Origin of the sequence: Pseudobacillus wudalianchiensis (genome assembly GCF_001685015.1) — a bacterium.
Classification (GTDB): Bacteria; Bacillota; Bacilli; order Bacillales; family Domibacillaceae; genus Pseudobacillus; species Pseudobacillus wudalianchiensis.
In genome coordinates, this window is the sequence record NZ_MAYT01000031.1 from 146,018 (window position 1) to 165,140 (window position 19,123).

General features: G+C 41.0%; 21 protein-coding genes. 12 read left to right on the top strand and 9 right to left on the bottom strand.

The features are described from left to right. Window positions 1-28: 28 nt before the first annotated feature. Entirely contained in the window at window positions 29-1,030 is a 1,002-nt protein-coding gene (gene yutH / locus A8F95_RS20135; protein ID WP_065412190.1) for a spore coat putative kinase YutH, read from the top strand. A 78-nt stretch (window positions 1,031-1,108) separates the two neighbouring features. Further along, window positions 1,109-2,095: a 2-hydroxyacid dehydrogenase gene (locus A8F95_RS20140; protein ID WP_065412191.1), complete on the top strand. Its 987-nt coding sequence runs from the start codon at window positions 1,109-1,111 to the stop codon at window positions 2,093-2,095. A gap of 149 nt (window positions 2,096-2,244) precedes the next feature. On the opposite strand, the gene A8F95_RS20145 is transcribed toward A8F95_RS20140, so the two are convergent. Next, on the bottom strand, window positions 2,245-2,466 hold the full coding sequence (locus A8F95_RS20145; RefSeq protein WP_425415039.1) for a NifU family protein: 222 nt from the start codon (window positions 2,464-2,466) through the stop codon (window positions 2,245-2,247). A 164-nt stretch (window positions 2,467-2,630) separates the two neighbouring features. On the opposite strand from A8F95_RS20145, the gene A8F95_RS20150 reads away from it, so the two are divergent. From A8F95_RS20150 to A8F95_RS20165, 4 genes are all read left to right on the top strand, one after another. Beyond that, complete coding sequence (locus A8F95_RS20150; protein ID WP_176713772.1) at window positions 2,631-2,963, top strand: YuzD family protein; 333 nt, start codon at window positions 2,631-2,633, stop codon at window positions 2,961-2,963. A 148-nt stretch (window positions 2,964-3,111) separates the two neighbouring features. Then, window positions 3,112-4,473: a 4-aminobutyrate--2-oxoglutarate transaminase gene (gabT, locus tag A8F95_RS20155; protein WP_176713778.1), complete on the top strand. Its 1,362-nt coding sequence runs from the start codon at window positions 3,112-3,114 to the stop codon at window positions 4,471-4,473. A gap of 86 nt (window positions 4,474-4,559) precedes the next feature. Next, window positions 4,560-5,921 carry a sigma-54 interaction domain-containing protein gene (locus tag A8F95_RS20160; protein WP_065412193.1) on the top strand — a complete coding sequence of 454 codons (1,362 nt, stop codon included), beginning with the start codon at window positions 4,560-4,562 and terminating at the stop codon, window positions 5,919-5,921. Window positions 5,922-5,959: 38 nt separating this feature from the next. Next, window positions 5,960-7,369 (top strand): NAD-dependent succinate-semialdehyde dehydrogenase, encoded by a 1,410-nt coding sequence (locus A8F95_RS20165; RefSeq protein ID WP_425415041.1) that lies wholly within the window; start codon window positions 5,960-5,962, stop codon window positions 7,367-7,369. A 39-nt stretch (window positions 7,370-7,408) separates the two neighbouring features. Here A8F95_RS20165 and A8F95_RS20170 read toward each other — a convergent pair whose 3' ends face one another. The 4 genes from A8F95_RS20170 to A8F95_RS20185 all read right to left on the bottom strand — a co-directional run bounded on the left by A8F95_RS20170 (window position 7,409) and on the right by A8F95_RS20185 (window position 12,288). After that, entirely contained in the window at window positions 7,409-8,485 is a 1,077-nt protein-coding gene (locus tag A8F95_RS20170; RefSeq protein ID WP_065412195.1) for a Ger(x)C family spore germination protein, read from the bottom strand. Continuing rightward, complete coding sequence (locus tag A8F95_RS20175; RefSeq protein ID WP_065412196.1) at window positions 8,482-9,573, bottom strand: GerAB/ArcD/ProY family transporter; 1,092 nt, start codon at window positions 9,571-9,573, stop codon at window positions 8,482-8,484. The genes A8F95_RS20170 and A8F95_RS20175 overlap by 4 nt, the downstream gene beginning before the upstream one ends. A gap of 20 nt (window positions 9,574-9,593) precedes the next feature. Beyond that, window positions 9,594-11,084: a spore germination protein gene (locus A8F95_RS20180; RefSeq protein ID WP_065412197.1), complete on the bottom strand. Its 1,491-nt coding sequence runs from the start codon at window positions 11,082-11,084 to the stop codon at window positions 9,594-9,596. 136 nt (window positions 11,085-11,220) lie between these two features. Next, entirely contained in the window at window positions 11,221-12,288 is a 1,068-nt protein-coding gene (locus A8F95_RS20185) for an NAD(P)/FAD-dependent oxidoreductase (RefSeq protein ID WP_049664031.1), read from the bottom strand. A gap of 207 nt (window positions 12,289-12,495) precedes the next feature. Between A8F95_RS20185 and A8F95_RS20190 the strand changes: the two genes are divergently transcribed. After that, entirely contained in the window at window positions 12,496-12,732 is a 237-nt protein-coding gene (locus A8F95_RS20190) for a YuzB family protein (protein WP_049664029.1), read from the top strand. 74 nt (window positions 12,733-12,806) lie between these two features. Here A8F95_RS20190 and A8F95_RS20195 read toward each other — a convergent pair whose 3' ends face one another. Next, window positions 12,807-13,511, bottom strand: coding sequence for a DUF2225 domain-containing protein (locus A8F95_RS20195; protein ID WP_065412198.1), 705 nt, complete (start codon window positions 13,509-13,511; stop codon window positions 12,807-12,809). Window positions 13,512-13,707: 196 nt separating this feature from the next. On the opposite strand from A8F95_RS20195, the gene A8F95_RS20200 reads away from it, so the two are divergent. The 3 genes from A8F95_RS20200 (at window position 13,708) to A8F95_RS20210 (ending at window position 15,527) form a co-directional block, all read left to right on the top strand. Further along, on the top strand, window positions 13,708-14,076 hold the full coding sequence (locus tag A8F95_RS20200; RefSeq protein ID WP_077247472.1) for a HesB/IscA family protein: 369 nt from the start codon (window positions 13,708-13,710) through the stop codon (window positions 14,074-14,076). Window positions 14,077-14,309: 233 nt separating this feature from the next. After that, window positions 14,310-14,783: a YbaK/EbsC family protein gene (locus A8F95_RS20205; protein WP_065412199.1), complete on the top strand. Its 474-nt coding sequence runs from the start codon at window positions 14,310-14,312 to the stop codon at window positions 14,781-14,783. A 45-nt stretch (window positions 14,784-14,828) separates the two neighbouring features. Then, entirely contained in the window at window positions 14,829-15,527 is a 699-nt protein-coding gene (locus A8F95_RS20210) for a DUF1287 domain-containing protein (RefSeq protein ID WP_245671458.1), read from the top strand. A gap of 49 nt (window positions 15,528-15,576) precedes the next feature. On the opposite strand, the gene A8F95_RS20215 is transcribed toward A8F95_RS20210, so the two are convergent. Both A8F95_RS20215 and A8F95_RS20220 read right to left on the bottom strand, forming a co-directional pair. Continuing rightward, entirely contained in the window at window positions 15,577-15,948 is a 372-nt protein-coding gene (locus A8F95_RS20215; protein ID WP_065412201.1) for a DUF5412 family protein, read from the bottom strand. Window positions 15,949-16,108: 160 nt separating this feature from the next. After that, window positions 16,109-16,750, bottom strand: a complete 642-nt coding sequence (locus A8F95_RS20220) for an SDR family oxidoreductase (protein ID WP_065412202.1) — start codon at window positions 16,748-16,750, stop codon at window positions 16,109-16,111. Between the two features lie 299 nt (window positions 16,751-17,049). Between A8F95_RS20220 and A8F95_RS20225 the strand changes: the two genes are divergently transcribed. After that, complete coding sequence (locus A8F95_RS20225; protein WP_065412203.1) at window positions 17,050-18,267, top strand: NAD(P)/FAD-dependent oxidoreductase; 1,218 nt, start codon at window positions 17,050-17,052, stop codon at window positions 18,265-18,267. Window positions 18,268-18,482: 215 nt separating this feature from the next. Here the strand turns inward: A8F95_RS20225 and A8F95_RS22750 are convergent, their stop codons facing one another. Next, window positions 18,483-18,608, bottom strand: a complete 126-nt coding sequence (locus tag A8F95_RS22750) for a YuiA family protein (protein WP_176713773.1) — start codon at window positions 18,606-18,608, stop codon at window positions 18,483-18,485. Between the two features lie 195 nt (window positions 18,609-18,803). Between A8F95_RS22750 and A8F95_RS20230 the strand changes: the two genes are divergently transcribed. Next, entirely contained in the window at window positions 18,804-19,121 is a 318-nt protein-coding gene (locus tag A8F95_RS20230) for a YuiB family protein (protein WP_049664015.1), read from the top strand. The last annotated feature ends 2 nt before the right edge of the window (window positions 19,122-19,123 follow it).

Genomic DNA, 19,123 nt, shown 5'->3' on the forward strand with positions numbered 1-19,123 from the left:
AAATGAAGAAGAGGAGGAGGGAAAGCAAATGGATGGCAAGCAAATATTAATGAAGCATTTTAATATACAGGCAGAACGGGCACCATTTCGCTCAGAAGCAATGTGTTATGAAAGAGATGGGTTACTTTATCATATTATGGACGTTACCAAGAAGGAACAACAATATTTATATGAGCTTCATCAAATGTCCCGGCACATGGTGCAGCAGGGGGAAAAGAGAACGGCTGTATTTTTGCCTGCTGTAAACGGCCGATTTTTAATAACAGAAGAAAATAAAGATTTCGTTGTGCTTGTAAGCAAGCGGCCATCTTCGATGAAAGCTGTCACTGGCAGAAAGCTGGCGCATTTTCATTTAAGGGGTCAATCTCTTTCTTTTCAAATAAACTCAGCAAGCGAATTAGGCAAATGGAGAGAAAAGTGGGAGCAGCGGCTAGAAAATCTAGAAAAAGGTGTTAGTCAGTTAGTAAGAGAACAAGACGATCCTTTTGCGCGTCTGATCGTGGAGGCCTTTCCTTATTATATGGGATTAACAGAAAATGCCCTGCAGTATGCAGCTGATACGGATATTGATGCCCCCCCGCAACAATGGGATTCAGGGACTATTTGTCATTCTTTATTTAATGAACAGGCTTGGTTAAGGGAGCCTGCTGTTCATGTGCCGTTCAATTGGGTATTTGATTATCCTGCACGAGATATAGCGGAATGGATACGGTCTGAATATTGGAGAGGCTCTTTGTTTTACCGTACACGTTTTATGGACTTTATTAGGCAGTACGAGCAAGTTAGGCCGCTATCTTCCTTTTCCTGGCGATTGATTTATGCCCGTCTATTATTTCCGGCCCATTATTTTGATTGCGTAGAAAATTATTTTTCCGCTGCTTCCTTCCACCGAAGAAAAGAAAACGAAGAAATATTAAAGAAATACACGGCAAGTTCACATGAGTATGAGCAGTTTTTAGGGTTCTTTTATGAGCAAGCAGGACTGCCAGCTAATCAGTTAAATATGCCGATTATTAGCTGGCTCAGATAATCTTTTGCCGAAAAAGGAGCATTTATCTGAATTATGCTAAAATGAAAAGGTGAATAATAGAAGAAAGCAGGTGGAGATTTGAAGCCGCTCGTATATGTAACTCGAAAGCTTCCGGAAGAAATTGTAGCAAGATTAAAGGAGAATTATGAAGTCGACATGTGGTCAAAGGAGGACGTGCAAGTTCCTCGAGAAGTGTTGCTAGAAAAGGTACAAGAGGCAGATGCTCTTTTAACGGTAATTTCAGACCGTATGGATGAAGAAGTATTTGCAGCAGGAAAGAATTTGAAAGTCGTTGCGAATATGGCTGTTGGTTATGACAACATTGATTTGGATTCAGCGAGCCGTCATAATGTAGCTATCTGCAATACGCCGGATGTATTGACCGATACAACAGCTGATTTGGCCTTTGCCCTACTCTTAGCGACAGCCCGCCGGATGATTGAAGCAGCAGAGTTTGTGAAACAAGGCGAGTGGAAAAGCTGGTCGCCCATGCTTTTAGCTGGTACAGATGTTCATCATAAGACAATCGGTATTGTTGGTATGGGGAAAATAGGAACAGTCGTTGCCAAACGGGCTGCCGGTTTTGATATGGAAATCATTTATCATAACCGTAACCGCCATGAAGTAGCCGAGGAAATGCTCGGCGCTCGTTATTGCTCATTAGATGAATTGCTCGGGGAAGCTGATTTTGTTGTTTGTCTTGCTCCGCTGACAAAGGAAACAAAAGGCATGTTCCAGCGTGAACAATTCCAAAAAATGAAGAAAGACGCTATTTTTATCAATGCAAGCCGAGGGCCGATTGTGAATGAAGAAGCGTTGTATGAGGCACTTCAAGCAGGGGATATTGCGGCGGCTGGTCTTGATGTATTTAATGAAGAACCAATTGGTGCAGATCATCCTCTTCTTCAATTGAAAAACGTGGTTGCTTTACCTCACATTGGCAGCGCTACGAAAGAAACTCGGATTGCTATGATGGAAACATGCTGTGATAACTTAGAGGCCATCTTTGCGGATCGGGCTCCCAAAACCCTCGTTAACAAAGATTTTTTAAGCTATAGAAGATAGAAACAGCTACAGTGAGAGAACAGGGAAGATTTTACAACCCGAACGATCCTTTTACTTAATTAGAGATACATAAAAAGCAGAGGCTCCACATGTTGGAATCTCTGCTTTTTTATTTATCAGCTAAATGTAAAGCTTGTTTACCGCTTAGATTAAAATACTTGCTCTACTTCAACGACACCCGGCACTTCTTCTAAAAGGGCACGCTCAATTCCCGCTTTAAGGGTAATAGTGGAGCTTGGGCATGATCCGCATGCGCCAAGAAGGCGAAGTTTCACAATGCCATCCTCTATGTCTACTAGTTCACAGTCGCCGCCGTCACGAAGCAAAAATGGGCGTAATTTATCTAATACTTCTCGTACTTGCATTTCCATTTGTTGTTCTTCCACTATGATACACTCCTTTCTCATTCTCTCTTTTATTATAATGATTATAATGAGAAAAATCCATCTATTGATAAAGATTTGATCAATGGGAATTCTTATTTCTTTAGTATGAATTTTTCGTTAAAATAAAGATAATAAGGGAAGGGGGAGGAATGATGGAAAAGAAAGTCGAAATTACCATTTATGGAACAGAACAGCTTTGTCCGAGCTGCGTAAATCTGCCGTCTTCTAAAGAAACGTATGAGTGGCTTGAAGCGGCTATTTCAAGAAAATATCCGAACCAGCCGTTTACTATCAGCTATGTAGATATCCAGTCACCACCGGATGATGAGAAGAAAAAAGCATTTGCGGAAAGAGTCATTGAGGAAGATATGTTCTATCCTGTTGTGCTGTTAGAGGATAAGATCGTCGGAGAAGGAAATCCAAAGTTAAAAACGATTTACCTTGAAATGGAGAAGTACGGGTACACAGCTGTTCATGAGTAAGTCATGGATGACTTAAATAAGTCATCCATGACTTACTAAAAGACTGTCTATTCTTAATAATGTAAGTATTAACGCCTTTTTAAATGTTGGCATGCTTTTTGCATATAAGATCAGTGTAGAAATTATTTTTTAGAAAAGGGGTAAGAACATCATGACAAGAAAATTTGCGAAAGTTAACGGCAGCCTTCCAGGCGAAAAGGCAAAGAAATTATTAGAGAGAAGACAAAATGCTGTCCCAAAAGGCGTATCAAACGGTGTACCGACTTTTGCTGAAAAAGCGGAAGGCGCATTAATCCATGATGTTGATGGCAATACATTTATCGATTTTGTTGGTGCCATTGGTGTAATGAATGTTGGTCACTGCCATCCAAAAGTGACAGAAGCACTTCACAAACAAGTTGATCAATATATTCATCCTGGCTTTAACGTAATGATGTATGAGCCATATATTGAGTTAGCAGAAAAGTTAGCAGCGATTGCTCCTGGAGACCATGAGAAAGAAGTAATCTTTTTCAACAGCGGTGCGGAAGCAGTAGAAAACGCGGTCAAAATCGCTCGTAAGTATACGAAGCGTCCAGGCGTTGTTTCCTTCTCCCGCGGGTACCATGGCCGTACACTATTAACAATGACAATGACAAGCAAAGTAAAACCTTATAAATATGAATTTGGTCCATTCGCTCCAGAAGTATACAAAGCACCTTATCCATACGCTTACCGTCGTCCAGAAGGTGTAACAGAAGAGCAGTACGAAGATATGATTATTGAACAATTCCGTGACTTCTTTATCAACGATGCAGCACCAGAAACAATTGCCGCTGTTGTGATGGAGCCGGTACAAGGTGAAGGTGGATTTATCGTTCCATCTAAGCGCTTTGTTCAAGCTGTTTATGAAGAGTGTCAAAAACATGGCATTATCTTTATCGCAGATGAAATCCAAGCTGGTTTTGCACGTACTGGCCGCTACTTCGGTATTGAGCACTTTGATGTTGTGCCTGACTTAATCACTGTTTCAAAATCAATGGCAGCAGGATTGCCAATCAGTGGTGTTATTGGCCGCAAGGAAATTATGGATGCTTCTACTCCAGGAGAACTTGGCGGAACATATTCTGGAAGCCCGCTTGCTTGTGCAGCCGGACTAGCAGTTCTTGATATTATTGAAGAAGAAAACCTAAATGAGCGCGGAACAAAATTGGGCGAGACTGTCGTGAACCGTTTCCGTCAGCTTGCTGAGAAGTATGAAGAAGTCGGTGATGTTCGTGGACTTGGCTCTATGTGCGCAATGGAATTAGTAAAAGACCGTCAAACGAAAGAGCCTAACAAAGAACTAACAAACTTGCTTATTAAAGAAGCAAACGATCGCGGCTTGCTGTTAATGAGTGCAGGAGCTTACGGCAACGTATTGCGTCTCTTAATGCCGCTTGTTATTACAGATGAGCAAGCAGAAGAAGGATTAGATATTTTAGAAGACGCATTAGAAGCAGCCGTTGCTCAACTAGCTGTTCAAGCATAAATTCTAACAGGGAAAAACGACATGCTTATCTCTCGGGATAATTTTTGCTATAATGGAGGCAATTATTACCCGAGAGGAAGCTTGTCATGAACCCATCTCATGATCCTGTACGTGACGAATTATTTGATATTTTTGAATCATCTTTTGATGAAATTTTAGTAACAGATGCAAAGGGTGTTGTCATTCGCGTCAATGCTACCTGCAGAAAAAACTATGAACAGATAGCTGGCGGATTAGTCGGCAAGCATGTCAAGGACTTGGAGAAGATGGGGATCTTTTACCCCTCTGCTACTTTAAAAGTCATTGAAAGCTTACAGCCGATAGAGCTGTTTCAAGTCTCGAATACTGGCCGCTACTTTCATGTACGCACAAAGCCTGTTTTTCATTCAGATGGTTCTTTAAAAAGTGTGATCAGTTACTCGCGCGATTTAACAGAGCTTATGCAGCTGCGCAATAAAATTGAAGAAATGGAAGACGAACTGGCTACATATAAGAAAGAATTGAAAGAGCCGCTTGAATTCGAAGGTCTTATCTCTAAAAGTGAACAGATGGATAAAATTATGCTTCTTGTCCGCAAGATTGCCCGAGTCAATTCAACTGTGCTACTGCTTGGTGAAACAGGTGTCGGAAAAAGCAAGATCGTTCGCCTCATTCATCAATTAAGCAATAGACGGGATCAGCCGCTTAACGAGATTAACTGTGCGGCGCTGCCAGAACAGCTGATTGAATCCGAATTATTTGGCTACGAAGGCGGAACATTTACCGGTGCTTTTCGAGAAGGAAAAAAGGGGCTAATTGAATTATCCAATCATGGCACTTTGTTTTTAGATGAGGTAGGAGAACTGCCGCTTGCTGCTCAAGGAAAATTACTGCACGTTTTGCAAGAAAAACAAATTCGTCCGGTTGGCGGCCGGAGCCCCATTTCTTTGGATATCCGTATTATTGCTGCCACGAATAAAGATTTAAAAAACATGGTAGGCAGAGGCAGTTTTCGCAGAGATTTATATTATCGTCTCAATGTTGTGCCTATTCATGTTCCGCCGCTCCGGGAACGAAAAGAAGACATCGTTCCGCTCACCTACCATTTTTTAGATTACTTTAACCAATTATATGAAAGTAATGTCCGCTTCTCGCCGAAAGTGCTGCAGGCTTTTCTCGGTTTTGAATGGAAAGGAAACATTCGAGAACTTGAAAACATGGTAGAACGGCTTGTTGTAACAGGAGATGAAGTCGTTACTCTAAATGACCTGCCAACCGATATGTTGGAGCAGGAAATAACGGAGGCAGGGACGACTCTTCCGGAAGTGATTGAAGAAGTGGAAAGAAAGATGATTGTCCAGGCCTATAACAAAGATAAATCAACATACAAAATTGCGAAAATGCTCGGGATCAGTCAATCATCAGCCGTAAGGAAGGTCAGGAAGTATATTGAAGAAGAAAGAGATTAATAGAACAAGAGGAGGAGAAAAGAATGAAAAACTGGAAGATTTATATTAATGGCGAGTGGGTAGAAGCAGAAAAAACTATTGAAGTCATCAATCCAGCTACAAAAGAAGTGATCGCAACCATTCCAGATGGCGGCACAGCAGAAGCAGAGCGTGCAGCGGATGCAGCTTATGAAGCATTAAAAGGCTGGTCAAAGCTAACAGCTAATGAGCGTGCTGACTATTTAATGAAATGGTATCACTTGATTGATGCAAATAAAGAAGAAATCGGCAAGCTAATGACACAAGAACAAGGTAAGCCACTGCCAGAAGCAATTGGCGAAGTTAGCTATGCCAATAGCTTTATTTCTTGGTATGCAGAAGAAGGAAAGCGCATTTACGGCGAAACAATTCCTGCTTCTCATCCGAACAAGCGTCTATTCGTTCAAAAAGAGCCAGTAGGGGTTATCGCTGCCATCACTCCATGGAACTTCCCAGCGGCGATGATTACAAGAAAAGTAGGCCCTGCTTTAGCGGCTGGCTGTACAGCGATGATCAAGCCTGCTACTCAAACTCCTCTAACAGCGATTCGTCTTGTAGAACTAGCAGAGGAAGCTGGAATTCCTAAAGGTGTTATCAACATTGTAACTGGAAGCGCACGTCAAATTAGTGAAGCGTGGATGAAGGATGGCCGTGTACGGAAAGTATCGTTCACTGGTTCTACAGAAGTCGGGAAAACATTAATGCGCGGAGCAGCTGATACAGTAAAGAAAATTTCTCTTGAGCTTGGCGGCCACGCACCTTTTATCGTAACGGCTAACGCTAATATTGAGAAAGCAGCTCAGAACTTAATCGCTTCTAAATATCGTAATGCTGGCCAAACATGCGTATGTGCGAATAGAGTCTATGTACATGAGGCCGTCGAAGCAGAATTTGCGGAAGCATTTAAGCAAGAAGTTGCGAAGTTAAAAGTAGGAAACGGATTAGAAGAAGGCGTAACGATTGGTCCTTTAATTGATGAGCAGGCAGTCGATAAAGTAGTGAGCCAAATCGAAGATGCTAAACAAAAAGGTGCTAAAGTGATTGCGGGCGGCAGCACAGTTGAAGGAGCAAATGGTTATTTCCTTGAGCCAACAGTTGTCACAAACGTTACAGATGACATGCTGTGTATGAATGAAGAAACATTTGGCCCGCTTGCGCCAATCGCTACGTATAAAACGACAGAAGAAGTGATCGAGCGTGCTAATAACTCACCATATGGCTTGGCTGCTTACGTATTCAGCGAAAACATCACTGAAGCCATTACAATTGCAGAAGGGCTTGAATACGGCATTATCGGCTTGAACGACGGCCTTCCGTCCGTTGCCCAAGCTCCATTTGGCGGTTATAAAGAGAGCGGCCTTGGCCGTGAAGGCAGCCATTTCGGAATTGACGAATATTTAGAAATTAAATATATTTCTTTAGGCCTTTAATAACATTTTAAGACATCCGGGTTTCCCGGATGTCTTTTTTTATTCGATAATACCTGTATTCACAATATTTGTTTCTACTTCAACGTGAATGGGAACATTCGGATAAAGATTTTCCCATGAAGATTTAGGGAAATGGCGGAAATGACTTCGCACCCTCTCGCCAACACCAAGGGAATCTGTTCGTAATGTCTGCAGCTTGCGGATTAATTTTTCTGCCTTTGTTGTCATCTCTTTTCTCCATTCTTTTTCAACAGCATGGACTTTTGCTTTCGTATGTAAGGTAAGTCCGTAACCTTCCTGGACCTTTCCTCTCAAGGTGACATAAATGGTCACTCGTGGTTTTGCCGCTGTGCCTGATACACTGTATTGCACTTTAGATTGAAGATTTTCGATCGCGATGTAGGCATTTTTGTATTTAATTTCATATATTCCATGCTTAAATTTCTCATGAAGCATTTTAAAAGTATAGCCGTCCTGAACGGAGAGTTCGTCTACATATTTGTCATCCTTAAAAAGTGCCAGGCCCATATAGCGGATGTGGTCGTCTCGCTGCTTAATAATAGGCAAGAACGGTTCTTGGCCAAATCCGTCGAGCTGTGCTAAGAAAGTGTGCAGTTCCGTTTCTGGGGCCAGCCGGCTGATGCTTTCTTCAAGTAAATCTGAGAGATAGCGGGAAGTAACTTGGGAATTGGAATAGTCAGCAGTCAAGAGCTTTTCTGTGCTGCCATCAACGACAGCAAGCTTAATATCCCTTCCAATATACGTGCTGCGGCCAAGAGGATCAATCAGATGTTTGACTCCATGCTTGGCTACTTCTTTGTTAATTAAAAAGCTTTGCAAACGGCCCGCTCCTAGATTTCTTTGGGCTTCTCGTTGGTTCTGCTGTCTAATATTATGGATCGTATGCCCGGACGCTGTAAAAGAAGCGTTAATGGGCTTCACATCTTGGCCTTGAGGATAAAAAGGGGCATCTGTTGTTCCTCTTAACGTATCTTTATCTACATAATCATAACCCGTAGCTGTAATAATCTGAATGTCTTCCAGTACTTTTGTCTCCAAATTATAATTAAAGAGTAAAATAGCAGCAATAACAGTCCAGAATAAAGCTTTTTTCATTCGCTTCGCCTCATTTTTTTACTAATTAATTGATAAAGATAAACAAAAGGAACATAAGCAAAAACGATATAAAAGCTTATCCAGTCCACAAAGGTATTAAATTGCCTAATTTGAATCCCATTTTCAATAAGAGTGGAGGCAAAAACAGTGAGAAAGAGAAGAGGCATAACCATCTTTCTTTGCTGGATAGAAAACAATTGCTTCAATGCACGAGTGGCAGCCCACAAATACAGACACAAGTTTGGCAGCATGACAAACAACCAGATGGAAACCCCAACATATTCAAACCTTTCAAGAAAAGGGAAATCAACAATTTTCCACAAGGTTAAAGTAGGCCAGATTGTTTTTTCCAATTGACCTTCACTGAAATATACAATGGGAACCATTGTGGCAGCTAAATAAACAAATGTTGTAAAAGCAGTGCCGAATTGAGCCCACTTGTGAGAACGCTGTCCTTGTTTTATAAAAGGATAACAAAAAAGAATCACTTCAAATCCGGAAAAGATGATGGCCATTTGTTTTGTCCCCTCAAGGATCTCTATTGTTGAATGCTCCATAACCGGAAGTAAATAAGAAAATTGAGCATTTGCCAGCGGAAAGAGCAATGAAAGCAGCAAAGGGATAGTAAAAAAGAAGCTGAGTAAACATAAACCGACAATAACCCGAAACCCCCCCATCACATAAAGGTAGACAAGGATAGATAAAAGGATTCCCATATACCATGTTTGCAATTCGGGGAACATCCAGACTTGAATAACTTCAATATAAGCCCGCATTATAACAACAAATATAACCATTAAATAAGTGGCTAGTAATAAGGTTAACAATCCTCCTAGCCATTTCCCGAATAGCTCTCGATGGATAACGGTTATGTCATTATTTCCTTTGATAACAATTTGATAAGTCATCCATAAAATAAGATGGATAGCTGCCCCCGCAATCAAAACAGAAATCCAAGCATCGTGGCCAGCTTCTTTTACAATAGTACGTGCGAAGCTGAAAACAACTACTCCCAGTTGCATGCTATGGACAATATAAAAAGCAAGATAGGGAGAAACTTTCTTATCTTCAGACGGCAACGGCAGCATGCAACCACCTCCATTGAAAACTATTCATCAATATCCTTAGAATCCTTTTGTGAAGAGTGCTGTTGAAGTTTTAGAACATTTTGGGGGTGCATGAATAGCGGACGTGTTGCTTGTCTATTAAAAGGCAAACGAACGAGCGCGTCCTTCATATCTGTCAGGCGCAGTGGATAAACCGGCTCCAAAAAAGGACGACCAAGTGATGTTAATTTAAACAAATGAGCTAGGACCATAGCAGAACATACTGCCACCCCTAAGAGTCCGAGAAGCTGGGCAAAGAGCAAAAAAGGAAAACGAATTAGCCGAATAGCATTGCTCACTTGATAGACAGGTGTTGTAAAAGAAGCTAAGGCACTTAGGGCGACAACGATAAGTAGTACATTACTCGTTAAACCGGCTTGCACAGCAGCTGTTCCAATGACAATACCTCCCACGATACCAATTGTCTGGCCAACTTTTGTTGGCAGACGGGCTCCCGCTTCCCTGAGCAATTCAATGGTCAATTCCAGCACAATAGCCTCTAGAATTGGAGGGAACGGAATGCCTCCCCTTGAGGACACTAATGCAGTCAACAAGTCCTGTGGGATTACCTCGTAATGGTAAGTTAAGATGGCAACATACAAAGGGGTTGATAAAACAGAAAAAGTAACCGCAAATAAACGGATTAACCGAAAAACTGAACCTAAGCTCCAGACAATGAGATAGTCTTCATACGCCGAGAAAAACTCAACAAGTGCAGTAGGACCAGTTAAGGCACTAGGGGAACCGTCCACAAGAATTGCTACCTTCCCTTCCATTAACACGCTTGCCGTCCGATCAGGGCGTTCTGTATCCACCAGTTGGGGAAAAGGAGAATTGCCGTTATCAGCGATCATTTGGCTAATAAAAGAGGTATCGATAAGTTGATCATAGTTAATATCGTTAATGCGCTGGATAACAGTATTAACGTTTTCTTCATCGGCAATTCCTTTAATATAGGCAACAGCTACCCGGGTTTTAGATAGTTTGCCGACAGTTAATTCTTTTACTTGAAAGTCAGGTATAGGAATCCTTTTCCTAATAAGATTGATATTAGTATCTAGAGATTCTACAAATGCTTCTTTCGGTCCAACGACGGAATATTCAGTTTCAGGAATAGAAATTTGACGCTTTTCCATCTTAGAAGCCGAAATAAGCAGGCAGGAGGGCTGTGCTTCCTGTTTGTAAATAAGAATATTTCCGAGCATTACTCTTTGTTGAATGGAGGAAACATCAGTTGTAAGCATGATATTTTCTACATGAACGGCATCTTTTATTTCTTCTAAAGAAGTAAATTTACTTCCTTTTAGAATACTAAGGACATCTTGATGAACTATATTCTGGTCTACTAGTGTTTGAAAATAAGAAATATAAAAAGGGGAATCTTCATCTAACTTAAAGCTCATAAAATCTGCCGATTCACTACATTGGCTGATTAGCTTGCCGACATCACTGCGCTTAAAAGCAACAGGGCCTGGTCTATTTCTTTTTATCATCCTTTCTGTCCCCTTTCACACAAATAAACACCCTTATTATGTCCAAAAGAGGAAAGGATTATAATGAAAAAGTGGCAAATATAAAAAAGAACTACCGCAATATATTCAACCTATCGCGATAGTTCTAAAATTAATATTATCCGTTATGATAGCGATACATCCAAAGTACACCTGACTTTAAGAAGCGGGCTACACGGCCTGTGATGGCTCGGTCAGCTACAAAGCCGAAGCCTTGCTTTTTACCTAATGAACCGAGGATGCCTTTTAGTTTAATTTCCGGCAGTTCTTCTGGAAGAGGTTCACCTTTCCAGCGTTTTAAGAGAACTTGAACAATTTGTTCTGCTTGTTCTTCAGCCAGCTGAGCGCTTGGAGCGTGCGGAAGGCTGGCGCAGTCGCCGACAACATAGACATGCTCGTCGTTCGGCAGGTTATGATATTGGGAGAGCTTCACACGGCCGGAGCGGTCTTTTTCGACCGGCATCTCACGAACAACGTGGTTTGGCTGGATACCAGCTGTCCAGACCACTGCATTCATTGGGTAGGCCTCGTCATGATTATAGATTGTATGCGGCTCAACTTTTGTGATGTTTGCGTTATTAACCACTTCTACTCCGTGGTCAACGAACCATTTATGAATGTATTTACTTAAACGTTCCGGGAAATCCTTCAAAATACGGTGGCCGCGGTCAAATAAAATGATTTCAAGATCTGGGCGGCTTTCGCGAAGCTCACTAGCCAATTCAATTCCGCTTAGCCCGGCTCCGACAATGCCCACTTTTGAGCCAGCTGGCATGTTGGACAGCGTTTGGTAGGTCTTTCTTGACTTATCAATCGATTGGATGCTGTGTGTATATTCTGCAGCCCCAGGCACATTATGGTAAGTGTCTTCACAGCCAAGCCCAATCACAAGGTCATCATAGGCAAGAGGCTCTTTATCCTTAATGAAAACTTGCTTGTTTTCTAAATCAACACTTGTTACTTCACCAAACAGCAAGTTCAAGCGAGAGTGCTCAGGAAAACTAACACGTACCTCCTGGTCAGAGATCGTTCCGGCTGCTAAAGCATAGTACTCGGTTTTTAAAGAGTGGTATGGAAACTTATCTACTAATGTAATGGTGACATCTTCAGGCAATTGGTTTGGAAGCAGCCTGAGCAACACACGCATGTTGCCATAACCGCCGCCAAGCAATACTAAATTCTTCATCTGGATTTTCCTTTCTGTACAATATGTATTGAAACTTTAGGGTTTTTCAATCGATTGTGAAAGTAATCACAACTTTTTTATCTGCCACCCTGAGTATATCTAAATACAGCGTTTTTCACAACTGAGTTGAGAGATTTTCGTTTTAAAGTTTTCTGCTTTTCTCGGAAAGGAAAGGATAGTAAAATAAAAAGCAGAGGTGAACAAAGGATGAAACCGATTATTGAGTTTTGCATCAGCAATTTAGCGAATGGTGCGCAAAAAGCGCTTGAAATATTAGAGCGAGATTCTAACCTTGATGTAATTGAATATGGCTGTCTCGGTTATTGTACAAGATGTGCCGAAGGCTTGTACGCACTAGTCAACGGAGAGCCCGTAGACGGAGAGACACCAGAAGAGCTGGTTGACAATATATATGAATATTTGGAAGAGAATCCAATGTTCTAATCAAAAAAGAAGGAGGCTTGAACAGATGGTTGTTCAGAAGCTCCTTCTTTTTTATTTTCCATGTTTGCTTTAAATTAAACGGCGCTTGCTTCACTTTTTTTCATCTCATCACGCAATTCATACCAGCGATCTCTTGCCATTTCGATGATGTGCTTTTCTCTAGAGCCGCGCTGTTTTTCGAGTACTTTAGAGAAGTACTTTACAGCTTCGTTTCCATGACCAAGCCGTACATGTAACTCTGCCAGCAGATACATGACCTTGACATCTGACATAGGCGTTAAAGTCAAATCTTCATTTAAATAAGCTTGTTCATACTGCTCGGCTGCTACTGCGAGAAAACGCTGTTCTTCTTCTCTTGCCGCTAAGTCCCGGTAAAACCAGGCGATACGGAGAGCTAATCCTGCTAGAGTTAAGTGTTTTTCTTTTTTTAGAAAACCGGAATAGAAGGCTAGCTTATAACTATTGATCGCTTCATGAACCGTCCTAGATTGACCGTAATCTTGGGAAACCCAGTTGTCTGTGATTTTTTCTTTTAAAATATTCTTTGTACCAGGGGCAAAATATTTAGAGAAATCATCTGTAAAAGAATAGCCGCATTGTGGACAGACTTTTACGTTGTAAAGTGACGGATTCAATGTAGGATCTTCATAATTCGGTTTTAAATCTGTGTCCTGTCCTACAACTTTAGCAAAGCGATTTCTCAATTTCATGGACGAAAATTTTTGCTCACATAGAGGACATGTTTCTTGTTTTGCGTAAAGAGGAGAAAGGTTTTCCATATTAACTGCCTCCTGACTAAAAATATAAGTCGTTCTACTTATGATGTTATTGTTAATTATACCGTTTTTATGTAAAAAGAACTACGCCTATAGAACTTTTTGATGAATTTTTAATGACGGCTAGAAGCGAATTGGTTGAGAAGGTGTTTTTTCACGTATATACTAATAGTAAGAACAAAAGAATGGAGGGGTCCCCTTGCAAGAACAAGAAGTAGTGAAAGTTACAGAAGCAGCTGCTTTTCAGATAAAAGAAATGATGAAGCAAAACGAAGAAGAAGGAGCTACTCTGCGTGTGACAGTGCATGGTGGAGGATGCAGTGGTTTATCTTATGGCATGGGATTTGACCGTGACATTAAGGAAGACGACATTAAGCTTAATCAACACGGAATTGATATTGCTGTTGATCCAGAAAGTGCACCAATTTTGAATGGAACAGTCATTGACTATAAACAATCTTTAATGGGCGGCGGATTTACGATCGACAATCCGAATGCGATCGCTTCCTGCGGCTGTGGTTCTTCCTTCCGTACAGCAGTAAATGCGGGCAAGCCGGAGAATTGTTAATATTAGGATGATACAGGTATAAGTGATTGTTTTATGTATGAGAAAGAAAAGCTTGAGTAAAATAGTCGCAGGTAAAGCGGTTTAAGTTGATGAATATCGACTTCTTTTAACGGGATACAAAAATCGTTAAAAGAGGTCGTTTTTTATGGCTTTAAAATAAAAGAAGGAGATTGATCGTTCATAAGGAATTATTTTGTGGAGTGTATACATAAATAAAGGGGGACAACTTGGATATGTTACTGAAAGAGAGTGCGCAGCAGTTTCAAAATAAATTAATAGAAATGGGCCATACAAATAAAGTGATAGAATTGCCGGATAGTGCCCGGACTGCACAAGAAGCTGCTGATGCTATTGGCTGTGAGGTTGCCCATATTGCAAAGTCTATTATTTTCAATCTTAAAAGATCGAATCAACCTTTATTAGTTGTCGCCAGCGGAATCAATCGAATTAATGAAAAGCATATCGGAACCTATCTAAATGAAAAACTAGGAAAAGCAGATGCTGATTTTGTTCGGGAGCATACCGGATTCGTCATTGGCGGTGTGCCGCCTTTAGGACATGTAAAACCAATTTTGACTCTCATTGATGAAGATTTATTTCAGTATCAGAAAATTTGGGCTGCTGCCGGACATCCTAAAGCCGTATTTCAATTAACACCAGAAGAGCTGATCCAAATGACAAAAGGGCAAGTCACTTGCGTAAAATAGCGTCGGCTCAATTTTTAGTCGCTGTTATGCTACGGGGGAATGAAAATGAACGTTAAAAAAGTTTTCATCATTTCTCTTATCATGATAGCCATAGGTGGAATGCTTTTTTCGGCTTTATTTAGAAATGGGCTGATATTGGATATGGCGGGTATTCATCTAAACAGTTTATTCATCAAGAAGATAACCGTAGAGGAAAAGTATGCACGGGTTGATCGAAATGATAATGGTGTGGCAGATCCGATTGACGTAGTACAGGCAGCTAGAAAAGAAGCAGAAAATCGAACGGTGTACAAAAGTGCCTATTACGAAGGAGGATACCCGCCAGACGGAGAAGGGGTGTGCACGGATATTATATGGAGAGGGTTCATGGGAGCTCATATTAAGTTAAAAGATTTAATGGATCAGGATATTCAACGTCATCCTCATCTATATCCGCGGGCGAAAGAGAAACCCGATCCTAATATTGATTTTCGAAGGGTTCCTAATCAACATGTCTTTTTTCAACGACTTGCACAGTCTTTAACGACTGACATTGTTCCGGGTGATCGGGAGAACCTAGCAGAATGGCAGCCAGGAGACATTGTGGTTTATTTGGATGGTCCAGACCACATTGGCATTATTTCTGATAAACGAACAAAAGATGGAGTCCCTTACTTCATTCACAATACACCGCCTTTTGCCTCGGAAATTAAATTAACCTCTTATGACTCTCCTATAGCCGGCCATTTTCGCTGGAATTATTGAAGCTATTTTGACATCAATGAAAAGAACCTGCTTATAGGATTAAACAGAGCTAGCGTTTGCTGCTTTTGCGGGTGTGCCGATAATCAAACACTTCATGGGGAACATTTAGTTTATGATGATTAGTGAGGACTGTATCTTCATCGGTCCATTTAATAACAGCCTGTTCCTCATGATGATTCCAATAAATACTTTTCGGCTTTCTATTCTCCGTGTTGAAATGTAATTCTCCGCGGACAGCAAAATCTGCAGTAGCTCCTCCGCTCGTCATATAGGCTTTCACTGTATACTCTCCGTTAGGAGACTCCGCCTCCGAAATGAATTCTCCCTTTGGTAACCGGTTCATATCAAAAAAAGCCCAATAGACCCCATATCCTAACAATACAAGAATTATGAAAGGAATAATAATTTGTTTTTTCGCAATCCTTTTCCCCCTTCATACAATATTCCCGCTTGTTTTCTTATCATTTTTACCCCATTGATCTTTTAGGTAAATAAAAAGGATAGTTAGTCGTCTAACGGACTAACTATCCTGTAAATGGTTATCTTTCATTTAATCAAGCGGCTGATTTTTTTGCTCATTCTTATATTCTAGTTAACGCTTTGTTTATGGGGGTGTAGCCGCTAATAATTTCGAATACTTTTCCTTCCGTTTCCTTCATTGTCAATGATTCAACAAGTACATGGGCCACATCTTCACGTGGAATCGTGCCGCCCATCGGAGAGAAGCGTGTAGCTAATTCAATCATCCCTGTGCCAGGGTCATCCGTTAATCCGCCAGGGCGTACGATTGTAAAATTTAAACCGCTTTTAATTAAATATTCATCTGCGGCCTTTTTTGCTTCTAAATAAGGTACGAGAGAGGCCGGTGCTTCTTCTATTGTATCGGCTCCCATCGAACTAAGCATGATAAAGCGTTCAATTCCTTTTTCCTTTGCGAAATCCACTGTTTTCTTGGCGCCTTCCTGATCAACTGCAATCGTTTTGTCATGACCGGTAGATGAACCGGAACCTGCTGCAAAAATAACAGCATTGACATCATTTAAGGCAAAGCTAAAGTCTTGTTCTAAATCAGCTAGAATCGCCTTTGCACCTAACCTTTCCATTTCATCTGTCTGTTCTGCTTTGCGGATCATAGCTCGAACGAGATGCTGATTGCTTTCAGCTAGCTGCTTGACAATTTTTTTACCGGTTAATCCTCCTGCGCCGATAACGAGTACGTTCAAAAAGATCACCCTTTTCTTAAAGACATTTATTAAATAGTGTACCCTTATAAAGGTAAAAAAAACGGAAGTTACTATACTGAAAAGCAATTAAATGAAATCGGTTAAATGGGTTGAAAAACCATTATAAAAAGAATATTATTGAGGTAGATATGCCTTTGTTAAAACTTCATGACAATTTCTATTGTGTTTTTTTACAACTATTCGTGAAAAAAATCACATTTTCAACGAACAAGTGGCAGACTACTAAATATTCAAGCGAAATAATCGCAAAATATGTGCAGAAGGTGGCAGGGAACAGTATGAGAAAAACAAAAATTGTTGTTCTAGGTGCAGGTTACGGCGGATTAATGACAGTTACTCGGCTTCAAAAAGCATTAGGACAAGAGGAAGCAGATATCGTTCTTGTAAATAAGAATGATTACCACTATGAAACAACTTGGCTGCATGAAGCATCTGCAGGCACGCTTCACCATGATCGTGTTCGTTATGACATTAACAATGTCATCAACCGCAGCAAAGTAGAATTCATCCGTGCGGAAGTACAGGACATTAAAACGGATGAAAAGAAAGTCATTTTAAATACTGGCGAGATTGACTATGACTACTTAGTATTTGCGCTAGGCGGCGAATCAGAAACATTTGGCATTCAAGGCCTAAAAGAATATGCCTTCACGATTTCCAACGTAAACGCAGCTCGCCAAATCCGTGAGCATATTGATTATCAATTTGCTACATATGCAACAGAGTTAGAAAAACAAGAAGAGCGCTTAACAATCGTTGTCGGCGGTGCGGGTTTCACAGGCATCGAGTTTCTTGGTGAGCTTGTTAACCGTGTACCTGAGCTTTGCCGCGAATACGACATTGATTATGCAAAAGTACGTATTTACTGCGTAGAAGCCGCACCAATGGTTCTTCCTGGATTCGATCCTGAGCTTGTTCAGTACGCTGTAGCTCAGCTTGAGAAAAAAGGCGTTGAATTCAAAATTGGTACAGCGATTAAAGAAGCTACAGAAGATGGCATTAAAGTGGCTAAAGGCGACGATATCGAAGAAATCAAAGCAGGCACAGTTATCTGGGCAGCAGGGGTTCGCGGAAACAGCATTATTGAAAAAGCAGGAATTGATAATATGCGCGCTCGCGTGAAAGTAAATCCTGACCTACGCGCTCCAGGCCATGATAATATTTTCGTTATCGGTGATTCTTCACTCGTTATTAATGAAGAAATCAATCGTCCATATCCTCCAACAGCTCAAATTGCTATGCAGCAAGGAGAAGTGTGTGCTCGCAATATCGTGAAACTTGTTCGCGGCAGCGAGGGAGAGTTAGAAACGTTCAAGCCAGACATTAAAGGAACTGTATGTTCTTTAGGCGATGATGATGCGATTGGCGTGGTCTTCGGCAAAAAACTAACAGGTACTAAAGCTTCCTTTATGAAGAAAATGATCGACAACCGTGCTTTACTTATGATCGGCGGTCCATCACTTGTACTTAAAAAAGGTAAATTTAACTTTATTTAAGGATATAATGAGAGAGGCCAGCTAAAAGCTGGCCTCTCATGCTGTTGATAAACATCCGCTTTATTCGTTGTTTCCTTACCGTGGTGCTCATGGCCCTCTTGTAGTTACTCCAATCTTCGCGAGGTACTGCGATTCGAAAGCCAAACGTTTTCAACTAGCTTGCAACATGGACAATAGACTTTGCTTACACTCTAAAGGCAGCTTCCAGCTGGTTTTTATTTTGTTTCCACTTGCTGTTTGCCTTTGCAGCTCGGGCACGTCTCTGAACCGCCTAATAAAAGTTGAAAATAGCCTTGGCCTCCACAATAACTACATGGCTTTGTTTTTGTTTGAACAGACATAAAACGCCTCCTAATTAATAGAATTTTCAGATAATATATCATGTTCCTCCTAGCCAATCAATCTCCTTTTTCGCTTAAACTCATATCAAAGGAAGAACAGCTTTAACGTGCCGGGGACTGACCCCAACTCGTATGGTTGACGTTTTAGGTAGAATTGAGTACACTATTCAATAGTGATTTAGGGGGGAAACAGAAATGCATGTAGCCGTTTTACTTGTTTCGGTTTTGCTGTTTTTCGTGCTTTTTTTTGGCATCGGATTTTTGCTGAATATGCTGCTTCGAATGACTTGGATTATGGCGATTCTTTATCCGCTGGTGACGATTGCAATTGTGGATGGAATCAGCACATTTGACTATATTTTTAATGCAAGTGAAGCATTTAATACGTTAGGAACGAGAGCAGTTTCTTTAAAGCTGCCAGATATTATTATTCTAGCAAGTGGTTTTATCGGTGCGCTGACATCTGGTGTCACGATGAGGGTCTTGCGTCAAAAAGGATACCAAATGTTTTAACG